Annotated in this window: 16 protein-coding genes; 12 read left to right on the forward strand and 4 right to left on the reverse strand. The window is 45.8% G+C overall.

Translation table 11 applies throughout. The features are described 5' to 3' along the window. Positions 1-48 precede the first annotated feature (48 nt). The 4 genes from L5M28_RS13525 (at position 49) to L5M28_RS13540 (ending at position 5,112) form a co-directional block, all read left to right on the forward strand. Positions 49-1,194 carry an efflux RND transporter periplasmic adaptor subunit gene (locus tag L5M28_RS13525; RefSeq protein ID WP_105250703.1) on the forward strand — a complete coding sequence of 382 codons (1,146 nt, stop codon included), beginning with the start codon at positions 49-51 and terminating at the stop codon, positions 1,192-1,194. Positions 1,195-1,203: 9 nt separating this feature from the next. Beyond that, positions 1,204-4,338 (forward strand): efflux RND transporter permease subunit, encoded by a 3,135-nt coding sequence (locus L5M28_RS13530; protein ID WP_105250702.1) that lies wholly within the window; start codon positions 1,204-1,206, stop codon positions 4,336-4,338. Between the two features lie 149 nt (positions 4,339-4,487). Continuing rightward, complete coding sequence (locus tag L5M28_RS13535; RefSeq protein WP_263203599.1) at positions 4,488-4,751, forward strand: hypothetical protein; 264 nt, start codon at positions 4,488-4,490, stop codon at positions 4,749-4,751. Positions 4,752-4,788: 37 nt separating this feature from the next. Then, positions 4,789-5,112 carry a hypothetical protein gene (locus tag L5M28_RS13540; protein ID WP_113940205.1) on the forward strand — a complete coding sequence of 108 codons (324 nt, stop codon included), beginning with the start codon at positions 4,789-4,791 and terminating at the stop codon, positions 5,110-5,112. 55 nt (positions 5,113-5,167) lie between these two features. Here the strand turns inward: L5M28_RS13540 and L5M28_RS13545 are convergent, their stop codons facing one another. Further along, positions 5,168-6,790 (reverse strand): AbgT family transporter, encoded by a 1,623-nt coding sequence (locus tag L5M28_RS13545; RefSeq protein WP_251068955.1) that lies wholly within the window; start codon positions 6,788-6,790, stop codon positions 5,168-5,170. A gap of 559 nt (positions 6,791-7,349) precedes the next feature. Here L5M28_RS13545 and L5M28_RS13550 point away from each other — a divergent pair. Genes L5M28_RS13550 through L5M28_RS13560 form a run of 3 tightly spaced genes read left to right on the forward strand, consistent with a single transcriptional unit; the run spans position 7,350 to position 9,758 of the window. Continuing rightward, complete coding sequence (locus L5M28_RS13550; RefSeq protein WP_219251426.1) at positions 7,350-7,916, forward strand: LemA family protein; 567 nt, start codon at positions 7,350-7,352, stop codon at positions 7,914-7,916. 49 nt (positions 7,917-7,965) lie between these two features. Then, on the forward strand, positions 7,966-9,003 hold the full coding sequence (locus L5M28_RS13555; RefSeq protein ID WP_263203604.1) for a DUF3137 domain-containing protein: 1,038 nt from the start codon (positions 7,966-7,968) through the stop codon (positions 9,001-9,003). Continuing rightward, on the forward strand, positions 9,003-9,758 hold the full coding sequence (locus tag L5M28_RS13560; RefSeq protein WP_219235062.1) for a lytic transglycosylase domain-containing protein: 756 nt from the start codon (positions 9,003-9,005) through the stop codon (positions 9,756-9,758). The genes L5M28_RS13555 and L5M28_RS13560 overlap by 1 nt, the downstream gene beginning before the upstream one ends. 69 nt (positions 9,759-9,827) lie before the next feature. Here L5M28_RS13560 and L5M28_RS13565 read toward each other — a convergent pair whose 3' ends face one another. Both L5M28_RS13565 and L5M28_RS13570 read right to left on the reverse strand, forming a co-directional pair. Continuing rightward, positions 9,828-10,673 carry a 23S rRNA (adenine(2030)-N(6))-methyltransferase RlmJ gene (locus L5M28_RS13565; RefSeq protein ID WP_105250694.1) on the reverse strand — a complete coding sequence of 282 codons (846 nt, stop codon included), beginning with the start codon at positions 10,671-10,673 and terminating at the stop codon, positions 9,828-9,830. Positions 10,674-10,765: 92 nt separating this feature from the next. Next, the gene (locus L5M28_RS13570; protein ID WP_131524451.1) at positions 10,766-13,030 is read right to left on the reverse strand and encodes a GGDEF domain-containing phosphodiesterase; all 2,265 of its coding nucleotides are present in this window, start codon (positions 13,028-13,030) and stop codon (positions 10,766-10,768) included. 266 nt (positions 13,031-13,296) lie between these two features. On the opposite strand from L5M28_RS13570, the gene L5M28_RS13575 reads away from it, so the two are divergent. Beyond that, positions 13,297-14,043, forward strand: a complete 747-nt coding sequence (locus tag L5M28_RS13575) for a class I SAM-dependent methyltransferase (RefSeq protein ID WP_263203606.1) — start codon at positions 13,297-13,299, stop codon at positions 14,041-14,043. A 228-nt stretch (positions 14,044-14,271) separates the two neighbouring features. Then, entirely contained in the window at positions 14,272-14,919 is a 648-nt protein-coding gene (locus tag L5M28_RS13580; RefSeq protein ID WP_219254380.1) for a CatB-related O-acetyltransferase, read from the forward strand. A 46-nt stretch (positions 14,920-14,965) separates the two neighbouring features. Here the strand turns inward: L5M28_RS13580 and L5M28_RS13585 are convergent, their stop codons facing one another. Further along, a complete protein-coding gene (locus tag L5M28_RS13585; protein WP_263203607.1) occupies positions 14,966-15,886 on the reverse strand; it encodes a LysR family transcriptional regulator in 921 nt (306 codons plus the stop codon). 185 nt (positions 15,887-16,071) lie between these two features. Between L5M28_RS13585 and L5M28_RS13590 the strand changes: the two genes are divergently transcribed. From L5M28_RS13590 to L5M28_RS13600, 3 genes are all read left to right on the forward strand, one after another. Beyond that, positions 16,072-16,821 (forward strand): 3-oxoacyl-ACP reductase family protein, encoded by a 750-nt coding sequence (locus L5M28_RS13590; protein WP_263167961.1) that lies wholly within the window; start codon positions 16,072-16,074, stop codon positions 16,819-16,821. Between the two features lie 40 nt (positions 16,822-16,861). Further along, entirely contained in the window at positions 16,862-17,836 is a 975-nt protein-coding gene (locus L5M28_RS13595; RefSeq protein WP_317630020.1) for an alpha/beta hydrolase, read from the forward strand. Between the two features lie 58 nt (positions 17,837-17,894). Beyond that, positions 17,895-18,040 (forward strand): transposase family protein (locus L5M28_RS13600; protein ID WP_263195732.1); only part of this gene is annotated, 146 nt, incomplete at its 3' end.

Raw genomic sequence — 18,040 nt, forward strand, 5'->3', positions numbered from 1 at the left:
GCAATAAGTGTACTGGTATGTGGGCAGTTAATATTTGAAGGAGTTCTCATGCGGCAGACAATTAAACTTGCCTCAGTTATAAGCGTGGCGTTATGGATGGCAGCTTGCAGCCCTCAAGAAGAGAGCGCTCAGGCGGGCGCTGGTCCACGTAGTATGGAAGTGGGAATCCTTAATGTTGTTGCCCAGCCACAAGTGATTCAGGTGGAATTACCAGGACGCAGTAAAGCTTTCCTCGAGGCTGAAGTTCGTCCACAGGTTAACGGTATTATCACTAAGCGTAGTTTTGTTGAAGGTGGCAATGTGAAACAGGGTGAATCTCTGTATCAGATTGATTCTTCAACTTATAAAGCTGCTTTAGTGAGTGCCAATGCTGATTTAGCCAGAGCGAATGCGGGCTTAGCCTCAGCAAAAGCTAAGGCGGCACGTTATCAGCAATTAGTAAAAACCAACGCCATCAGTAAGCAAGAGTTCGATGAAGCTGAAGCGGCTTATAAAGAAGCATTAGCGAATGTAACCGTGGCTGAAGCTGCGATTAACACCGCTAAAATCAACCTGCAATATACTGAAGTATTAGCGCCTATCTCTGGTCGTATCGGTAAATCGAGTGTGACTGCGGGTGCGTTAGTCACTGCCAACCAGAGCCAAACGCTGGCGACGATTCAACAACTTGATCCTATCAATGTGGATATTGCGCAATCGAGTGCTCAGTTGTTACGTCTTAAAGCTAAGTTGCAGCAAGGTAAGCTACAAGCTTCAGAAAATGCAGACGTGAAATTATTGCTTGAAGATGGCACTCAATATAGTCATCCGGGTAAGTTGCAGTTCGCTGAAGTGAGCGTGGATCCAAACACTGGCTCAGTTATTCTGCGCGCAGAATTCCCTAACCCAGAAGGTATCTTGTTACCTGGCATGTATGTTCGCGCTATGTTAAATGCGGGTACTGATCCACAGGCTATCTTGGTTCCACAAAAAGCGATTACGCGTAACTCTAAGGGTGAAGCTGTGGCTATGGTGGTGAATGACCAAGGTTTAGTCGAAGCGAAAACTGTGACGACCGCAGAAGTGATTAACAACCAATGGCGAGTCACTTCTGGTTTAACTGTGGGCGACAAGTTGATTGTGGAAGGATTACAGAAAGTTCGTCCCGGCGCTCCAGTAACCACCAAAGTTATTTCTGAAACGCAAGCACAATAGGGCATAGCTATGGCACGTTTTTTTATTGATCGCCCCATCTTTGCGTGGGTGATCTCCTTGATTATTATGCTGGCGGGGATCCTTTCGATCCGCTCGCTGCCAGTGTCCCAATATCCTAACATTGCACCACCGACCGTGGTGATCAGTGCTAACTATCCTGGCGCTTCCGCTAAGATTGTTGAAGATTCTGTGACTCAGGTGATTGAGCAACGTATGACGGGTATCGATCACCTCCGTTATATCGCCTCAGCCAGTGACAGTTTTGGTAATGCTGAGATCACTTTAACCTTTAACGCTGAAGCCGATCCGGATATTGCACAGGTTCAAGTACAGAACAAGTTACAGGGTGCTATGACCCTGTTACCGCAAGAGGTGCAGGCGCAAGGGGTTAACGTTAACAAGTCGAGTTCAGGCTTCTTAATGGTATTAGGCTTCGTATCGACCGATGGTTCGTTAGATAAAGGCGATATCGCCGACTATGTTGGTGCGAACATTCAAGATCCTATGAGTCGCGTACCGGGCGTAGGTGAAATTCAGCTGTTTGGTGCCCAATATGCGATGCGTATATGGCTAGATCCGTTGAAATTGACTCAATACAACTTGACCAGTTTAGACGTTATCGCTGCGATTCGTTCTCAAAACGCTCAAGTTTCAGCTGGACAGTTAGGTGGCGCGCCCTCTGTGGCAGGTCAAGAGTTGAACGCAACTGTATCGGCTCAAAGCCGCTTACAAACGGCAGAAGAGTTCCGCAAAATTATCCTTAAATCGGATATTTCAGGCGCAAACGTCTTCCTAAGTGATGTGGCACGGGTTGAATTAGGTTCTGAAAGTTATGCTGTGGTGTCACTGTATAATGGTCAACCTGCGACAGGGTTAGCGATTAAGCTGGCAACGGGTGCTAACGCGCTTGATACTGCTGAAGCTGTTCGTGAAAAAATTGCTGAGATGAAACCTTTCTTCCCGCAAGGGCTAGAAGTTGTTTATCCATACGATACAACGCCTTTCGTTGAAAAATCGATAGAAGGTGTAGTGCATACCCTGCTTGAAGCTATTGTACTAGTGTTCATCATCATGTACCTCTTCTTGCAAAATTTCCGCGCAACTTTGATCCCGACTATTGCAGTACCTGTGGTATTGCTGGGAACCTTTGCGATTCTGTCGTTAGCGGGTTTCTCGATTAACACTTTAACCATGTTTGCTATGGTGCTCGCCATTGGTTTGCTGGTGGACGATGCGATTGTGGTGGTGGAAAACGTCGAGCGGGTAATGGCCGAGGAGGGCTTAAGTCCACTGGAAGCGACGCGTAAGTCGATGGATCAAATTACCGGTGCTTTAGTCGGTATCGGTCTGACCCTCTCCGCAGTGTTTGTCCCTATGGCATTTATGTCAGGTTCAACTGGGGTTATTTATCGTCAGTTCTCTATCACTATCGTATCTGCGATGGCGTTGTCTGTTCTAGTTGCTTTGATTTTAACACCTGCACTTTGTGCGACTATGCTCAAACCGATTAAGAAGGGCCATGCTCATATCGAAACTGGCTTCTTTGGTTGGTTTAACCGTAGTTTCGATAAACTGACTAATCGTTATGAGTCGAGCGTTGCTGGGATCATCAAGCGCGGCTTTAGAGTGATGGCGATTTACGTTGTGCTGGTTATTGCAGTGGGTTGGATCTTTATCCGTATGCCTACGGCGTTCTTACCAGATGAAGACCAAGGTATTTTGTTCACGCAAGCCATTTTGCCGACTAACTCAACTCAAGAAAGCACCTTAAAAGTATTGGAGAAAGTGTCTGATCACTTTATGGCTGAGGAGGGCGTGAGATCGGTGTTTAGCGTGGCGGGCTTCAGTTTTGCGGGTCAAGGGCAAAACATGGGTATCGCCTTCGTTGGTTTGAAGGATTGGTCTGAGCGTGAAGCGCCTGGTATGGATGTGAAGTCTATTGCTGGTCGCGCTATGGGTGTGTTCGGTCAGATGAAAGATGCCTTAGTATTCGCCTTCGTACCGCCTGCGGTAATCGAGTTGGGAACAGCGAACGGTTTCGACATGTACCTGCAGGATAAGAACGGCCAAGGCCACGAGAAGTTAGTGGCGGCACGTAATCAACTGCTTGGTATGGCGGCACAGAATCCAAATCTGGTGGGTGTGCGTCCAAACGGTCAAGAAGATGCGCCAATTTATCAATTACATGTAGATCACGCTAAGTTGAGCGCGTTAGGCATTGAAATCACTAATGTGAACAATGTGCTTGCAACGGCTTGGGGTGGTTCTTATGTGAATGACTTTATTGACCGCGGCCGCGTGAAGAAAGTATATGTGCAAGGTGATGCCCAGTATCGTATGCAACCGGGAGATTTAGATTCTTGGTACGTGCGCAATAACAAGGGTGATATGGTGCCATTCTCTGCGTTTGCCACTGGTGCATGGGAATACGGTTCTCCACGTTTAGAACGCTTTAACGGCTTACCATCGATGAACATTCAGGGTGCCACGGCTCCTGGTTTCAGTACCGGTGCAGCTATGACAATTATGGAAGACTTAGCCAAGCAGCTTCCTCCTGGTTTTGGTGTCGCGTGGAACGGTCTATCTTATGAAGAACGTCTATCGGGTAACCAAGCGCCAGCGCTGTATGCTCTGTCGATCTTAGTGGTCTTCTTAGTATTGGCAGCACTCTATGAAAGCTGGTCGGTACCCTTTGCAGTTGTGCTCGTGGTTCCGCTCGGGATCATCGGTGCCTTGATTGCAATGAATGGTCGCGGCTTGCCAAACGACGTGTTCTTCCAAGTGGGGCTGTTAACCACAGTAGGGTTAGCGACTAAGAACGCCATCTTGATTGTGGAATTCGCCAAAGAGTTCTATGAGAAAGGTTCAGGCTTAGTCGAGGCGACCTTGCATGCGGTGCGTGTGCGTCTTCGCCCCATCTTAATGACGTCTCTAGCCTTTGGCCTGGGTGTTGTGCCGTTAGCTATCAGTACCGGTGTAGGCTCTGGTAGTCAAAACGCCATTGGTACAGGTGTACTCGGCGGTATGATGAGCTCGACTTTCCTAGGGATCTTCTTCGTACCATTATTCTTCGTGATAGTGGAGCGTCTCTTCAGTAAGCGCGAGAAGAAAGGTAAAGAACAGAAACCAAACTCAGCTGAATAAGCTCGATCGTTTCTAAACTTCTAAACTTCTAAACTAAAGCCCTGCAATTGCAGGGCTTTTTGTTATTTTAATGCTGTTAGTTATAAAGATGGATAGGCACTGTCCGCGAGTTCTGGCATATTGCGCTGAGGCAGTTAAGAGGACGAAATATGGATGATGCTGCGTTGGAATTGCAAAAACTAGATGCACTCATTGCTAAAGGTAAGATGTACGTCATTTTGGTCTTTGGCGTATTTTTCTGGGGTATGCTGACGTCCCTCGTGGTCGCCTTAATACATTATTTTATCTCGGGCGCTCCATTCTGGGCGGAACTGCAAAGAGCGCTCTATATTTATCCCATTGGCGGTATTTTGTTTGGTTGGTTTGTGTGGGTGCAGATTAATCGTAAGCGAGATAAACTTCGCACCCAATAGTATCAATAGTTCTGGTTAAGCTGAGTGTAGGAGTGACATGGTGTTTTCGTGGGGTAATCTTGCCACTAAGCAACTTATCGTGGGAATGATATGCCATGGTATAGCGCTGGCGTTTTTGGCCTATGGCGTTTATGCATTTTACTTGCAGGAGCTTGTACTACCAGAGTTAACTCGCTGTGTCGGTGCTGCTGTGTTATTTGTGGGCATGGGGTTAGCCCCTCAATTATTTTTTATGTCAGTGAGCCAGATAGTATCGCAAGCTGAGGACTCGACATTAAAATCTACCCTACAGACCTATGTGTTTAATCTAGGTATTTTTTTGATGATCTGCAGTCTGTTAATGGAATGGCTATACGACTGAAGCTATCGAATAAAGAAAGGGCGTCGACTTCACCATCGACGCTTTTTTATTGCGATTAAGGCGTGTAGTAAGTCGCGGCTCCCGGACCAACGGGCAGACCAAAGCCAAATACCCACAGGAAGAAGAACGCTGTCCAACCCACGAAAAACACGAGCGAGTACGGCAGCATAGTGGCGATCAGCGTACCTATCCCTAGGTTTTTCTGGTAACGACAGGCAACTGCTAAAATCAAACCAAAGTAGCTCATCATAGGTGTGATTAAGTTAGTCACCGAATCCCCAATACGGTACGCCGCTTGAATCGTTTCGGGCGCATAACCAACCAGCATGAGCATAGGCACAAAAATAGGAGCGGTAATTGCCCACTGGGCCGAGGCACTGCCAAGCATCAAGTTGATAATGCCGCAGAGCATAATAAAGAACAAAAATACGATCGGGCCCGTCAAGCCAATGGATTGTAGTGCATCGGCACCTAACACCGCCAATACTGCGCCTAAATTACTCCAGTTGAAGAAGGCGACAAACTGTGCGGCGAAAAAGACGAGGACGATATACATGCCCATAGTGCTCATGCTGTGGGACATGGCATTGATGACATCTTTATCATTTTTGATGCTGCCCACGACTTTGCCGTAAATAAAGCCAGGTATGGCAAAACAGATAAAGATAAAGGCGACTATGCCCTTGAGGAATGGCGAACCTGAGATGAGACCGGTTACAGGATGGCGCAGCGGTGCGCCTTCTGGTACGACTGAAATCGCTAAAATAACCGCGAGCACTAACATAGATAACCCAGCCCATTTTAAGCCGCGTTTCTCAATAGCACTGATGCTCTCTATCGATTGCAGTACGGTTTCGTCTGCATCATCATCTTGGTATTGACCTAACTTAGGTTCGACGATTTTCTCTGTGACAAAGGCGCCAAGGAAAGTGATCACAAAGGTGGAGACAAACATGAAGTACCAGTTTACTTCTGGGCCGACGTTGTATTGAGGATCTATCATGCGCGCCGCAGCTTCGGTAATGCCCGATAGCAAGGGATCGACAGTACCAAGCAATAAGTTAGCGCTATAACCTCCTGAAACCCCGGCAAAAGCGGCAGCTAAACCTGCAAGTGGATGGCGGCCAAGGGAGTGGAAAATCATCGCCGCCATAGGGATAAGTACCACATAGCCAAGCTCGGCAGCGGTGTTGGACATTATGCCGGCAAATACTATGGTCACAGTGACTAATCGTTTAGAGGCGCCCATGACTAAAGCACGCATAGCCGCAGATAATAAGCCAGAGCGTTCGGCAATCCCGACACCGAGTAGCGCCACGAGCACGGTGCCGAGCGGTGTAAAGCCAGTAAAGTTGGTCACCAGATGCGAGACTATCATCCGCAAACCTTCGGCGTTCATCAGGCTCACCACATGGATTAAACCGTCGGCACTGCGGCCGTGTGAGCCAATAGGTCTAGGATCGACCACGGTTAACCCAAAGTAGCCCGCAATACCTGAAATAATGACCACGGCAACACAGAACAGTGCGAATAAGGTGATTGGATGGGGCAGCAGATTGCCTAAGCGTTCAACAATATTGAGAAAACGTACAAACCAACCACTAGAGCTGATATCGCCCTGTTGTGGATTGGGTTCAGAAGCTTTTTGTGGGGGAATATCGCCGGAATTAAAACTCATCGTCCTTCCTTTATGTCGACCTTTACGCAGCGCAATATTTTGACCCTATAACAGACTCGAGACATTGCCGACGGCCGATTGTGGATGACGTGGCTGAGGGGATAACTCTAGGTGCAAGACTCGGAGTGAAAGCTAAGGTAAAAGTTAAAAAATTAGCGGCAAAGTATGATTGTTAAGTTTTAATTGAAACTTAAATGTTGCTATTGACTGTGTTGAAGTGAGGAGGGCGAAAATTAGGATAAAAAAATGGACTCTCGAGGAGTCCAGTATTCACGAGCAAAATTGGATGCTCTAATGTTGTGCCATATCACTATAGACGTTGTTTGCTGTATCGGAGCTGAATATCGATAAATTTATAGGTTAAATGCTGTTTTTTATGCAGATGATCACTTTTCATCGCTGAATATGGCCAGTTTCGTTGATGATTGCTCGTTAGATAACATCGCCAGCTCTGACCAGCGAGTAATTTCATTGTCTTAATCAGCCCGCAGGTGAAATTTTCACTCATTTATGGTTAGCTGTATCCTATTAACAAGAATAAGAAACCTAAGGATGGAAGATGGAAAAATTGTTATTGGGATTAACGCTGATTTTTATCGTGACCTATCTTTGGTACGTCAGCCTAGTCAAAAAGCGCAATACCGCGCTCGAAGCCTTGTCGGGTATCGATGTACAGCTGACCAAGCGTGCCGACCTTGTGCCTAATATTCTAAAAATTGCTAAACGATTTATGGAGCATGAAAAGTCACTGCTCACTGAAATCACCGAATTACGCACTCAGCTCAGCCATAATTACAACAAGGCCGATCCGAGTGCCGTTAAAGAGCATTTAGTTCAAGCTGAGCGGTTGAACGACAAAATGAGCACCTTGATGGTGAATGTGGAGAACTATCCTGAGCTCAAGTCCGACAACACTATGTTGCAGGCGATGCAGACCTATAACGAGGTCGAAGCACATATCTCAGCTGCGAGGCGTTTTTACAACTCGGCAGTTTCCGAGCTTAATACTGCGGTAGAAATCTTCCCCGGCTCGATTATTGCTTCTATGGCGAATATTAAAGTGATGCCATTCTATGAGGTGAGCGAAGCGGCAAAAGCGCCCGTAGATGCGGCCGAATACTTGTAAGCTTAGCTGTGCAGGGTGAGTTATCACCCTGCAATACTATGACATCAATATGAATATCATCACTTTTATTTTAGGTAGCCCGATTCGGACTTATCGGGGGCCTGTTGGTTTGTCTGCGGATTTTGACGAACTACCTCAACTCGAAGCGTATTACGAAGAACATATCGCGCCCATCAGTCGCAAATATGAAACTAAGCGTGTGGCTTGCCTTAAGGCGGCGCGTAAACGTTTGTATTTGAGTTTGATGATAGTGCTTGGGCTGAGCTTGCTCACCGTTATTGGCTACTACAGCGGTGGCGCTTATTTCCCGCCTTTGCCATTGCTTGCTTTAGTCGGATTAAGCTGGTGGAGCTTTGCTCCGACTCGTGAGTTTAAGCATTTGGTTCAAAATGATATTTATCCGCTGATGTTTAAATATTTCGGCGATGATTTTATTTATAGCCGCGAAATGCGCCTCGACATGAATCGACTCGTTGCGGCTAAAGTATTACCGCTATACGACAAAGTCAGCTTAGGTGACTATATACAAGGCTGCTATAAGGGCATTGAGTTGACGGTCAATGAGCTTACCCTGACCAAGAATGTGCAAGTCGAAGAGCTGGATGTCAGTACCAGCAGGCGCAGAACTGTGACCCGCACGGAAACCCAGTTTCGTGGCTTAGTGGTTGAGCTGAGTAGCCATAAAGCGTTTATGGGTCATACTGTTGTGCTGAGGGATCGCGGTGGTTTAGCAAATTTCCTGTCCGACAGCCATGCGGGACTGGTACGAGTCAAACTTGAAGATCCGCAATTTGAAAAAGAGTTCGACGTGTTTTCAACGGATCAAATCGAGTCACGCTATTTGCTCAATACGGCATTTATGGAGCGCTTACAGGAGCTTGCCAAACATTTCGATGGCAATATTCAATGTGCATTTTTCCGCAATAAATTGACTTTGTTCCTGCCGAATCGCAGAACGCATTTTCAAATGCAGTCCATTTTTTATGGCGCAACCTTTTCAGTAGAATTTAGTCAGATAAACCGAGAAATGAAGCAACTCTTTGCTATTATTGAAGTACTTAAACTTAATCAGTACACGGGACTTTGATGTTGCTTACTCGCTTAGCGCTTGCTCGTACACTGACTTTTGCAGCCTTTTCATTGCCCTGCAGATTTGAGGTGTTAGGCCTGTGCTTATTATTGATTTCGAGTTTGATGATAAATGCAAATGCTGAGGAGGCGCGCGAAAAAGCTAAGCCGCGTATTGTGGCGCGGTACTCACAGAGCGGCATAGTGAGTAGTGAAGGTCTAGAAAAACTCAAGGTTTATCAATACCAACAAGCTAATGGTGTCACCGTATTTACCGACAAAGCCCCCGCAAATAACCAGTATCAAATTTTGTTATATGACTGTTTTGCCTGTCGTCCCGATTCGACCATAGACTGGAATGGTATTCGGCTATTTACCGCTAATTATGATGCCCTGATCTCCCATGCAGCCCATAAGCATCAACTTGATCCCGCCTTAATCCGCGCTGTGATCCACGCGGAATCAGCCTTTAATGCGCGTGCCCTTTCGCGAACTGGCGCCATGGGATTAATGCAATTGATGCCAGAAACAGCAAAAGAAATGGGTGTGGCGAATGCATTTTTACCCGAAGAGAATATCTTAGGTGGCAGTAAGTATTTGGCACAAATGCTAAAACAGTTCAATGGTGATATCGCATTGGCCTGTGCGGCTTACAATGCGGGGCCGACGACCGTGGTTCAGTACAATGGCATTCCGCCCTATCCTGAAACCCAAGCCTATGTTGAGCGTGTGAAAATTTTATTGAAGCGTTACCGCGAGCAGAAAGACGTTTAGTTGCCGCATTGATAAGCTAAAATGAAGTGGCGAAAATCCGGAGATCATCGCCGCCATTTGAATCGAAGGTTACTCGCCGACTTCCCATTTTACGGTAATGTCACCGTCCACTTGTCCAAGTGTTTTACCCAAGTAATCCATTAATTCAGTTGCGATTTCGTCTAACTGCCAAGGTGGATTGATGATCCATAATCCTGCCGCTGTCATGCCAAATTCATCTGAATCGGGCTTAATGGCTTGTTCAATTCTCAGCTGACGTTTAATGCCACTGCTGGCGAGGCGCGATAACATACCTTCGGTCTGAGCACGATTTACGACTGGATACCACAGGATAAACACACCCGTAGCAAAACGCTTGTGCGCTTTTATCAGGGTTTCGGCCACATCTTGGTAGTCGGTTTTCATCTCGTAGCTAGGATCGACTAGCACCAGAGCACGACGCTCTAATGGTGGTACTGCGGCGATAAGGCCTTTTAAGCCATCACCTTTGATCACTTTAACTTGTCTGTCTTCGCAGAAATAATCATCCAATAACACATAATCAGTGCTGTGCAGCTCGTGCAAGACCATGCGATCTTTAGGCCCTAGCTCCATGTCGATAATGGCGGGTGAACCTGGGTAGAAGTTGAGTTCGTCTGGATTTTCTTCATTAAAATGGCGCACGGCGGCGACATAGTCCTGCAGTGATTGTGGTAGGTCAGTTTTATCCCAAAGCTTAGCTACACCTTCGAGGTATTCACCTGTTTTCTGTGCAAATTCATCGCTTAAAGCATAACCACCCGCACCTGCGTGGGTATCGATATACACGAGTGGTTTGTCTTTTTTGTGCATCAGCTGCAAGGTTTGTAGCAAGATGGCGTGTTTCAACACATCGGCATAATTGCCAGCGTGATAACCATGGCGGTAACTTAACATGGGGGATCCTAGTAATTTGCAAACATAGCAAAGAGAGGCAAATGCCAGTCGCCAATTATACCTGCGATGCTTCTAGGCGTAAATTTAATGCCTCAGTTGGCGCTCTTTTTATTGGCAAACCAATGTGTGGGGGTTTGCATTTGAAAGGTTTTCAGCCAGAGATTCGCTGGTGCGGGTTTACCGAATAAATAACCTTGAAATTGTTCGCATCCTAGCGCAGTGAGTTGCAATAACTGGGCTTCGGTTTCGATACCTTCGGCAATGACGTTGAGTTTTAAGCTCTTGGCTAACAGGATGGCGGCGTTAACAATTTGGGTATGGCGTTCACTAATGCCCATTTGACTGACAAAGTAACGGTCGATTTTAATTGTGTCGGCACTGATATCAATGAGCTGGCTTAATGACGCATGGCCAGTGCCAAAATCGTCAATAGCGATAGAAACCCCCATGCGAGCTAAGGTGTTTAGGCGTCGGCCTGTTTCTTTATGGGTTGAAAATACAGAGGTTTCAGTAATTTCAATTTCCAACAATGGGATGAGTTCAGGATGATTCATATAGGTTTGGATTAACACCTTAAAGAAGCGATCCGACAGAATATCTTGCCCTGATAAATTAAAGGCTATCCTAACCAGAGGCACATTCTTAGGCCAAGAACGGATCAGTTGTAGTAATTGCCTGAAGACTTTTATCGCAAAAATCGCCTGCAATTGAGATGACTCTATGATGGGGATAAAAGTGTTCGGCATGATCATAGTGCCGTCTTCGTCAAACATTCTGGCTAGCGCTTCAAAGCTAGTAATGTGGCCATTGGCCATCACTTTAGGTTGCAGCCACATTTCAAGGCGGTTGTGTTTCAGCGCGTCACGGATTCTGGCTTTTTGCGATGAAGCTTCGAGCAGATTGTTAATCAAACCAATGTAATACACCATCACTGGGCTAGCTTGGGTGGTTTGTTTTATGGCAATTAAACATTGCTCCGCGGCTTGCTGCGGTGAGGCTTTATTACCTGAGCTGCAACCGACTCTGCACTCGAGATGATATTCAGTCTGTTGTTCTTGCTTAAGTTGTAGGTTTGTTGGAATACGCTCGCGTAATTGTAGCGCTAGGTTTTCAGGGGAGATAAGCGGCAGGCTAGTAAACTCGAGTGCAAACGATGCTCCTCTAAATCGGTATATTTTTGCGATATGACCAAAGCGATTTTTGAGTTCAATAGCAAAGGCTTTTAGGATGGCATCTCCGACGCTGATACCGAAAGCAGCATTAATTTGGCTAAGATTATCAATTTTGATTAAGGCTACGGTCATTTCCTGATGGATCAAGCTTGGCGCTGGGTTATACCAGTGATTTTCGTTGGGTAATCCTGTCACTAAATCATAGAAATGCGTGCTGATGTGGTGTTTTTTAAGGCGACTCAGCTCAATCGCATGGTTTGCCTGTTCTGTGACATCGTGGCAGTGAAATAACAAAGTATCATGGTGCTGTAATGAGGCTTTTTGCAGCAGATATTTAGTGCTGTTATTGTTTTTTAAATGGGTTGGAAACGAGGCCGCCAGTAAATTTGTGCTGGTATCTTCGGTAAGTTCAAAAATGTCACATAGGCGAGTGCGGTTTAGTGTGACTTCTCCAGCGATTTTCCTCGCGGCATTATTCAGGTTGAGAATGACTCCATCCTCATTGCAGAAGAAGGAGGCTGTACCATTATTTTCAAAGATTTCAGCATATTGGTCTAATGTATGTTGCAGTGCATTTTGATGCTGGATCATTTGCTGCGCATGGATTTTCTGGGTTTTTAGCAGGCGCATTGCCGACAACGGGATACAGATATTAAAAAACATAAACAGCAAACCGTTTAGATAAGCGTGGGTCGCAGGTAGGCTGATATCAATATCGATAATGGGAGGCAGGTTTTGGTTACGCAGTAGCAGTAAAAAAGGCAATACGTTGAAACACATCATAATAAAAGCGACTTTTCTGCCAAACAGGAAAAGCGCCATCAAGGGCAAGGTATATAAGAAAGTAATACCTACCTGCGATAAGTTGAAGTCAGGGATAAACAACAGCATAGATAAACAGGCTGCAATAACCATCGCCAGCAGGCTGATAGAGCTGACGAGTAAATATTTGCGCGTAAACCATAAAGACAGGAATAGTACGGTTAAAAAACTGACCGTAATGCTGATAATGAAAGTGAGGTTTAACTCATACGCAATTAAAGAGCTATGCAGCACTATGCTAGTGGTCAAGATGGCGCCACTGAGCAGAATAATCCGCAATAAGCTGGTTTTTAATATCGTTTTGTCAGGATTTAAAAAATCTTGCTCCCTGATAAACAAAAAACCTTTTAGCCATTGAAGCAAAAAAAGTCCTTATCCCGTACGGAAGTCACGCAGGTTGGCTGGGGACGTAACATATAACATAAATCACTAAACTGTTATACAAATAGATTTCTGCCTTTATAAATCAGTACATTACAGTGTGATGCTTGTTTGAATTATTAAGGGCGTACTGAGACAAATTGGCTAAGACAGTGATGAGCTTGGTGATGTGTTTTGCTTACTAGCATATTCATAAACGAGATTTTTAGGCATAATGGCCATCATTTTCGTTGGTTAGAAGACAGCCTGTGACCCCGATTTTTTTCAATCAGCAATACCCAACACTTGTGGATATTTGTGCACGTTGGCAACTCGTCTACGATACGAATGCGACCTTCGAATTGCGTTTTGAATCAGATACTTTATCACTGCATAAACGCGATGAGCCTAAGCTCGATGGCATAGTGGTGGATTTTGTGACTGGCGCCGTCGCCCATAGACGTAAGTTTGGTGGCGGTCGTGGCCAATCTATCGCTAAAGCGGTGGGATTAAAGCAAGGGGTAACACCGAGTGTGGTCGATGGCACTGCGGGTTTAGGGCGCGATGCATTTGTGCTCGCAAGCCTTGGTTGTACAGTGACTATGGTAGAGCGTCATCCTGTGGTTGCGGCATTGCTTGAAGACGGCCTGCGCCGCGCCTATCAAGATGCTGAAATTGGCGATTGGATGCGTGAGCGGATGCGCCTATTTCATGGATCTAGCCTAGAAGCACTATCGAAATTGGCACAAGAGGTGGATGTGGTTTACCTCGATCCTATGTTCCCCCACCGTGATAAATCGGCCCTTGTTAAAAAAGAAATGCGTGTATTCCAATCCTTAGTCGGTGCCGATTTAGATGCCGATGGCTTACTCGCCCCAGCTTTAGCCTTAGCAACTAAACGTGTCGTCGTTAAGCGCCCAGATTATGCCGAAGATTTGGATGGGGTTAAGCCTAATACGGTTATTGAAACCAAGAAAAACCGTTTCGATGTCTATGTAAAAGCCGCGATGAAATAGGGAATATTTTTCTCATCGTGAACATAGTATGCTTTCAGTGACAACGGCTTAGCTCATGTCGATATTTCAGTTTTATGGGCTATTTTCTTTTTTATACCCACTTGTGATTTTTTATATGAAACTCATTCCTCTGCTAAAACAGCCGCTTATTCACTGACTATTCTAATGTAAAACTTCTCATAACATTATGTTTCGTATTAACAATTTTGTTTATAAAGAGGATTTGCAATGCAGAAAAAGCATTGGTCAAAAGTTCAGTTATTGCATGAGGTAGTCACCAATCCCAATATCATAGTCAAAGGTCAACATAGCTATTACAGTGATTGTTGGGATGCTGGCTTTGAGGGATCTGTAGTGAGATATCTTCATGGCGATGAAGTGAGCCGTGAGTGGGAGCCTAAGTGGCCTATCGATAAACTTTATATCGGTAACTATGTGTGTATCGCCGCCGAAGTTGTGATCTTAATGGGCGGAAATCATACGCATAGAGCAGATTGGTTTTGTTTATACCCCTTTGTGGATTTTATTGAGGATGCCTACGTAGGCAAAGGCGATACTCATATTGGTGATGGGGCTTGGTTAGGTATGAGATGTATGCTGATGCCTGGGGTGACGATAGGTGAAGGTGCGGTTGTTGCCGCAAATAGTGTTGTCACCCAAAATATCGAACCCTACAGTATTGTGGCGGGATCACCCGCGAAATTAATCAAGTATCGGTTCGATAAAGACGTTATTACTGAGTTACTGGCGTTAAAAATCTACGATTGGCCTGCCGAAAAGTTTGATAGCTTAAAGCAGCATTTGTGTTCGGCGGATTTTGACGCGCTCAGGAAAGCGATCACTCTCTATGACCAATCTGTACATCAAAATAAATAGCCGTTAGTCCCAAAGTGAAAGGTCGCGATTAGTCGAGGCCTTTTACTTATCCTGCCTTAAATCTGCTTTTGGGCGTTTTGGCTAGTTCCACCAGTTCTTCGATGATCACCCGTAGCTTGGGTTGGAGGTAAGGGGTTTTAAGCCAAATCAGGTGGATGGGTGTGTCGTCACTGGCGAGTTCGTTCAGTACCGAGATAAGTTCACCAGTCTTAAGATAGTCCTCAACTAGCCATATCGGCACTTGCGCTAAACCCACTCCCGCCAGAGTGGCCGCTAAAATGGCTTCGCAATCAGCGATTTCGTGGCGTACTGGAATGTCATAGGCCTCGATTATCCCATCCTCATTTTTAAGTAACCAGCGATGTTGCTGCCCAAGCGGCCAGCCAACAATGCATTGGTGCTGGCTGAGATCATCTTTGCCTTGTGGCGTACCAAGTCGAGCGAAATAGGCGGGAGATGCGCAGATCACTCGGCGTTGTTCTCCTAATCTACGGGCGACTAAATCCACAGTGTCGCCGAGTTGTCCGACACGCACCGCCAAATCAATGCCGTCACTGAACAAGTCAGTTGCTCTATCGTTGAAGGTAATGGATAACTCGAGCTTGGGATATTTTTGCGATAGTGATAATAGGGTTGGCAGTATATATCGCCGCCCAAAAGTGACGGGTAAATCCACTCGCACTCGACCTGAGGGAATTTGTTGTTCGCTGCCGAGTCGGCTCTGTGCATTGTCTAGGATTGCCATGGCATTTTGGCAATCTGTGAGATACGAATCGCCATCATTGGTTAAGCTCACACGCCTTGTGGTGCGGTGCAGCAGCTTAGTGCCTAAGCGGGTTTCTAATCGCACTATGCTTTTACTGAGCGCCGAACCAGTCATGCCTAACGCCTGCGCCGCTAAGGTAAAACTGCCGAGCTGGGCAACTGTGACGAAATGGCGTATCTCAACAAATTGATTATTTATCACGGCAATTAATTCCTTGAAGGACTCAGTGATGGTCATTTTAGTGACTTAATCATGGGAAGTGAATCGCGTAAGCTACTACCACAGTATGAAAAAGAGCGTTAACTAACGGGCGATCGCCATTTTGCTATTGATTAACAACGCTTTTCTTTACCATAAATTTTATATTCCTATTGAGTGAGCTAACTATGAAATCGTCAAATAATCTGCAAGGTAAAGTGGCTTTTGTACAAGGCGGTAGCCGTGGTATCGGCGCTGCCATCGTTAAAAGATTGGCTAGTGACGGCGCCGCGGTTGCCTTTACCTATGTGTCATCTGAGGCGCAGTCACAATTACTAGTAGATGAAGTGCTAGCTCAGGGGGGACAAGTCATTGCCTTTAAGGCTGACAGCACAGAGCCGGAGGCAATTCGCCGTGCCATCCGCGAGACCAAAGCGCATTTCGGTCGATTAGATATTGTGGTCAATAATGCGGGCACGCTGATTTGGGATAGCATCGAAAATCTGACGTTAGAGGACTGGGATCGAACAATTAACACTAACGTGCGCAGTGTGTTTGTGGCGAGCCAAGAAGCGGCGCTGCACATGAATGACGGCGGCCGCATCATCAATATCGGTAGCACCAACGCTGAACGTATTCCGTTTGTAGGTGGTGCGATTTACGGCATGAGTAAATCGGCATTAGTCGGTTTAGCCAAAGGATTAGCGCGGGATTTAGGCCCACGTGCGATTACGGTGAACAACATTCAGCCAGGCCCTGTGGATACCGATATGAACCCTGATAACGGCGATTCATCTGAGCCCGTTAAGGCGATAGGCGCCCTAGGGCGTTATGGTAAAGCCGAAGAGATCGCTAGCTTTGTCGCCTTTATTGCGGGCCCAGAAGCGGGCTATATCACAGGGGCGAGCTTGATGATTGATGGTGGGTTTTCAGCATAAGTTTTGTTGACATTTTAAAGTAGGTTCACTGAAAGGTTTAATGATGATTAAAAAAATGAAGTACTTGATGTTTGCGGCATGTACAGCGGCCACTTCGTTGACGGTAAACGCCACGACTGAGTTCCCTATTCCATCAGGATTTGAGAGCGGTTTCGAGGAAGTTAATGGTATTAAGATGCACTATGTCGCTGGCGGCAGTGGCCCAGTATTATTAATGGTGCATGGGTTTGCCCAATCATGGTATGAGTGGCATCAACTTATGCCTTTGCTTGCCAAAAATTATCGAGTTATCGCCATTGATATACCGGGTCTAGGGTTATCTGATCCGCTTAACAGCTCTTATACTGGGGAAGACGTTTCCCCTTATATCTATTCACTCGCGAAACGTTTTAGTCCAGATGAGCCATTTAATCTTGTCGCGCATGATATTGGCATATGGGCAACTTATCCTATGGTGGCAAAGTATCAAAAGGATATTGCTAAAGTGGCCTATTTAGAAGCAGTGATCCCAGATGAGAGAATTTACACTTTCCCAGCGTACACACCTCAAGGGGAATCAACCGCTTGGCATTTTAGCTTTTTCTCTGCGGATGGCAATTTACCAGAAACCTTGGTCTCGGGTAATGAAAAGAAATTCTTCTCGCATTTTATTCGAAAGCATGCAGAAAAGCCGGAAGCCTTTTCAGAGGAGCTCCTAGGACTTTATGCAAAATCATATGAGAAGCCTCATACATTGCATGCAGCATTTGAATACTACCGAGCTTTACCAAAGTCGGTTCTACAAAATAAAGAAATATTGGCTCAAGGTAAGCTAAAAATGCCACTGTTAGCGATATCGGGTAATGGTCTAGGCAGCTTAGGTCAAACTCAAATTGACCAAATGAATGAGTACGCTACTCAAGTTGAAGGACATATATTGGATGGATGTGGACACTGGCTAATGGAGGAGTGTCCAACTCAAGTGGAACCATTAGCAGGGCAAGATCACGAACATTTAACGCGCACTTTAACATAACTGATTGACCGCGATCTTCCGTTGTGATCAGATACTGGCTTTTACGCGGAGCCAGTTTATGAACATCGATATTTTTGCAGAGCACTTTTCAGAATTAGAAGACCCAAGGCAAGCATCTAAGGTCGTTTATCCCTTGTTTGACGTGGTGTTTTTAACGCTGTGTGCAGTTATCGCAGGCTGTGAGGGCTGGGAAGATATTGAAGA

Source organism: Shewanella sp. SW32, from assembly GCF_025653365.1.
Classification (GTDB): Bacteria; Pseudomonadota; Gammaproteobacteria; order Enterobacterales; family Shewanellaceae; genus Shewanella; species Shewanella oncorhynchi.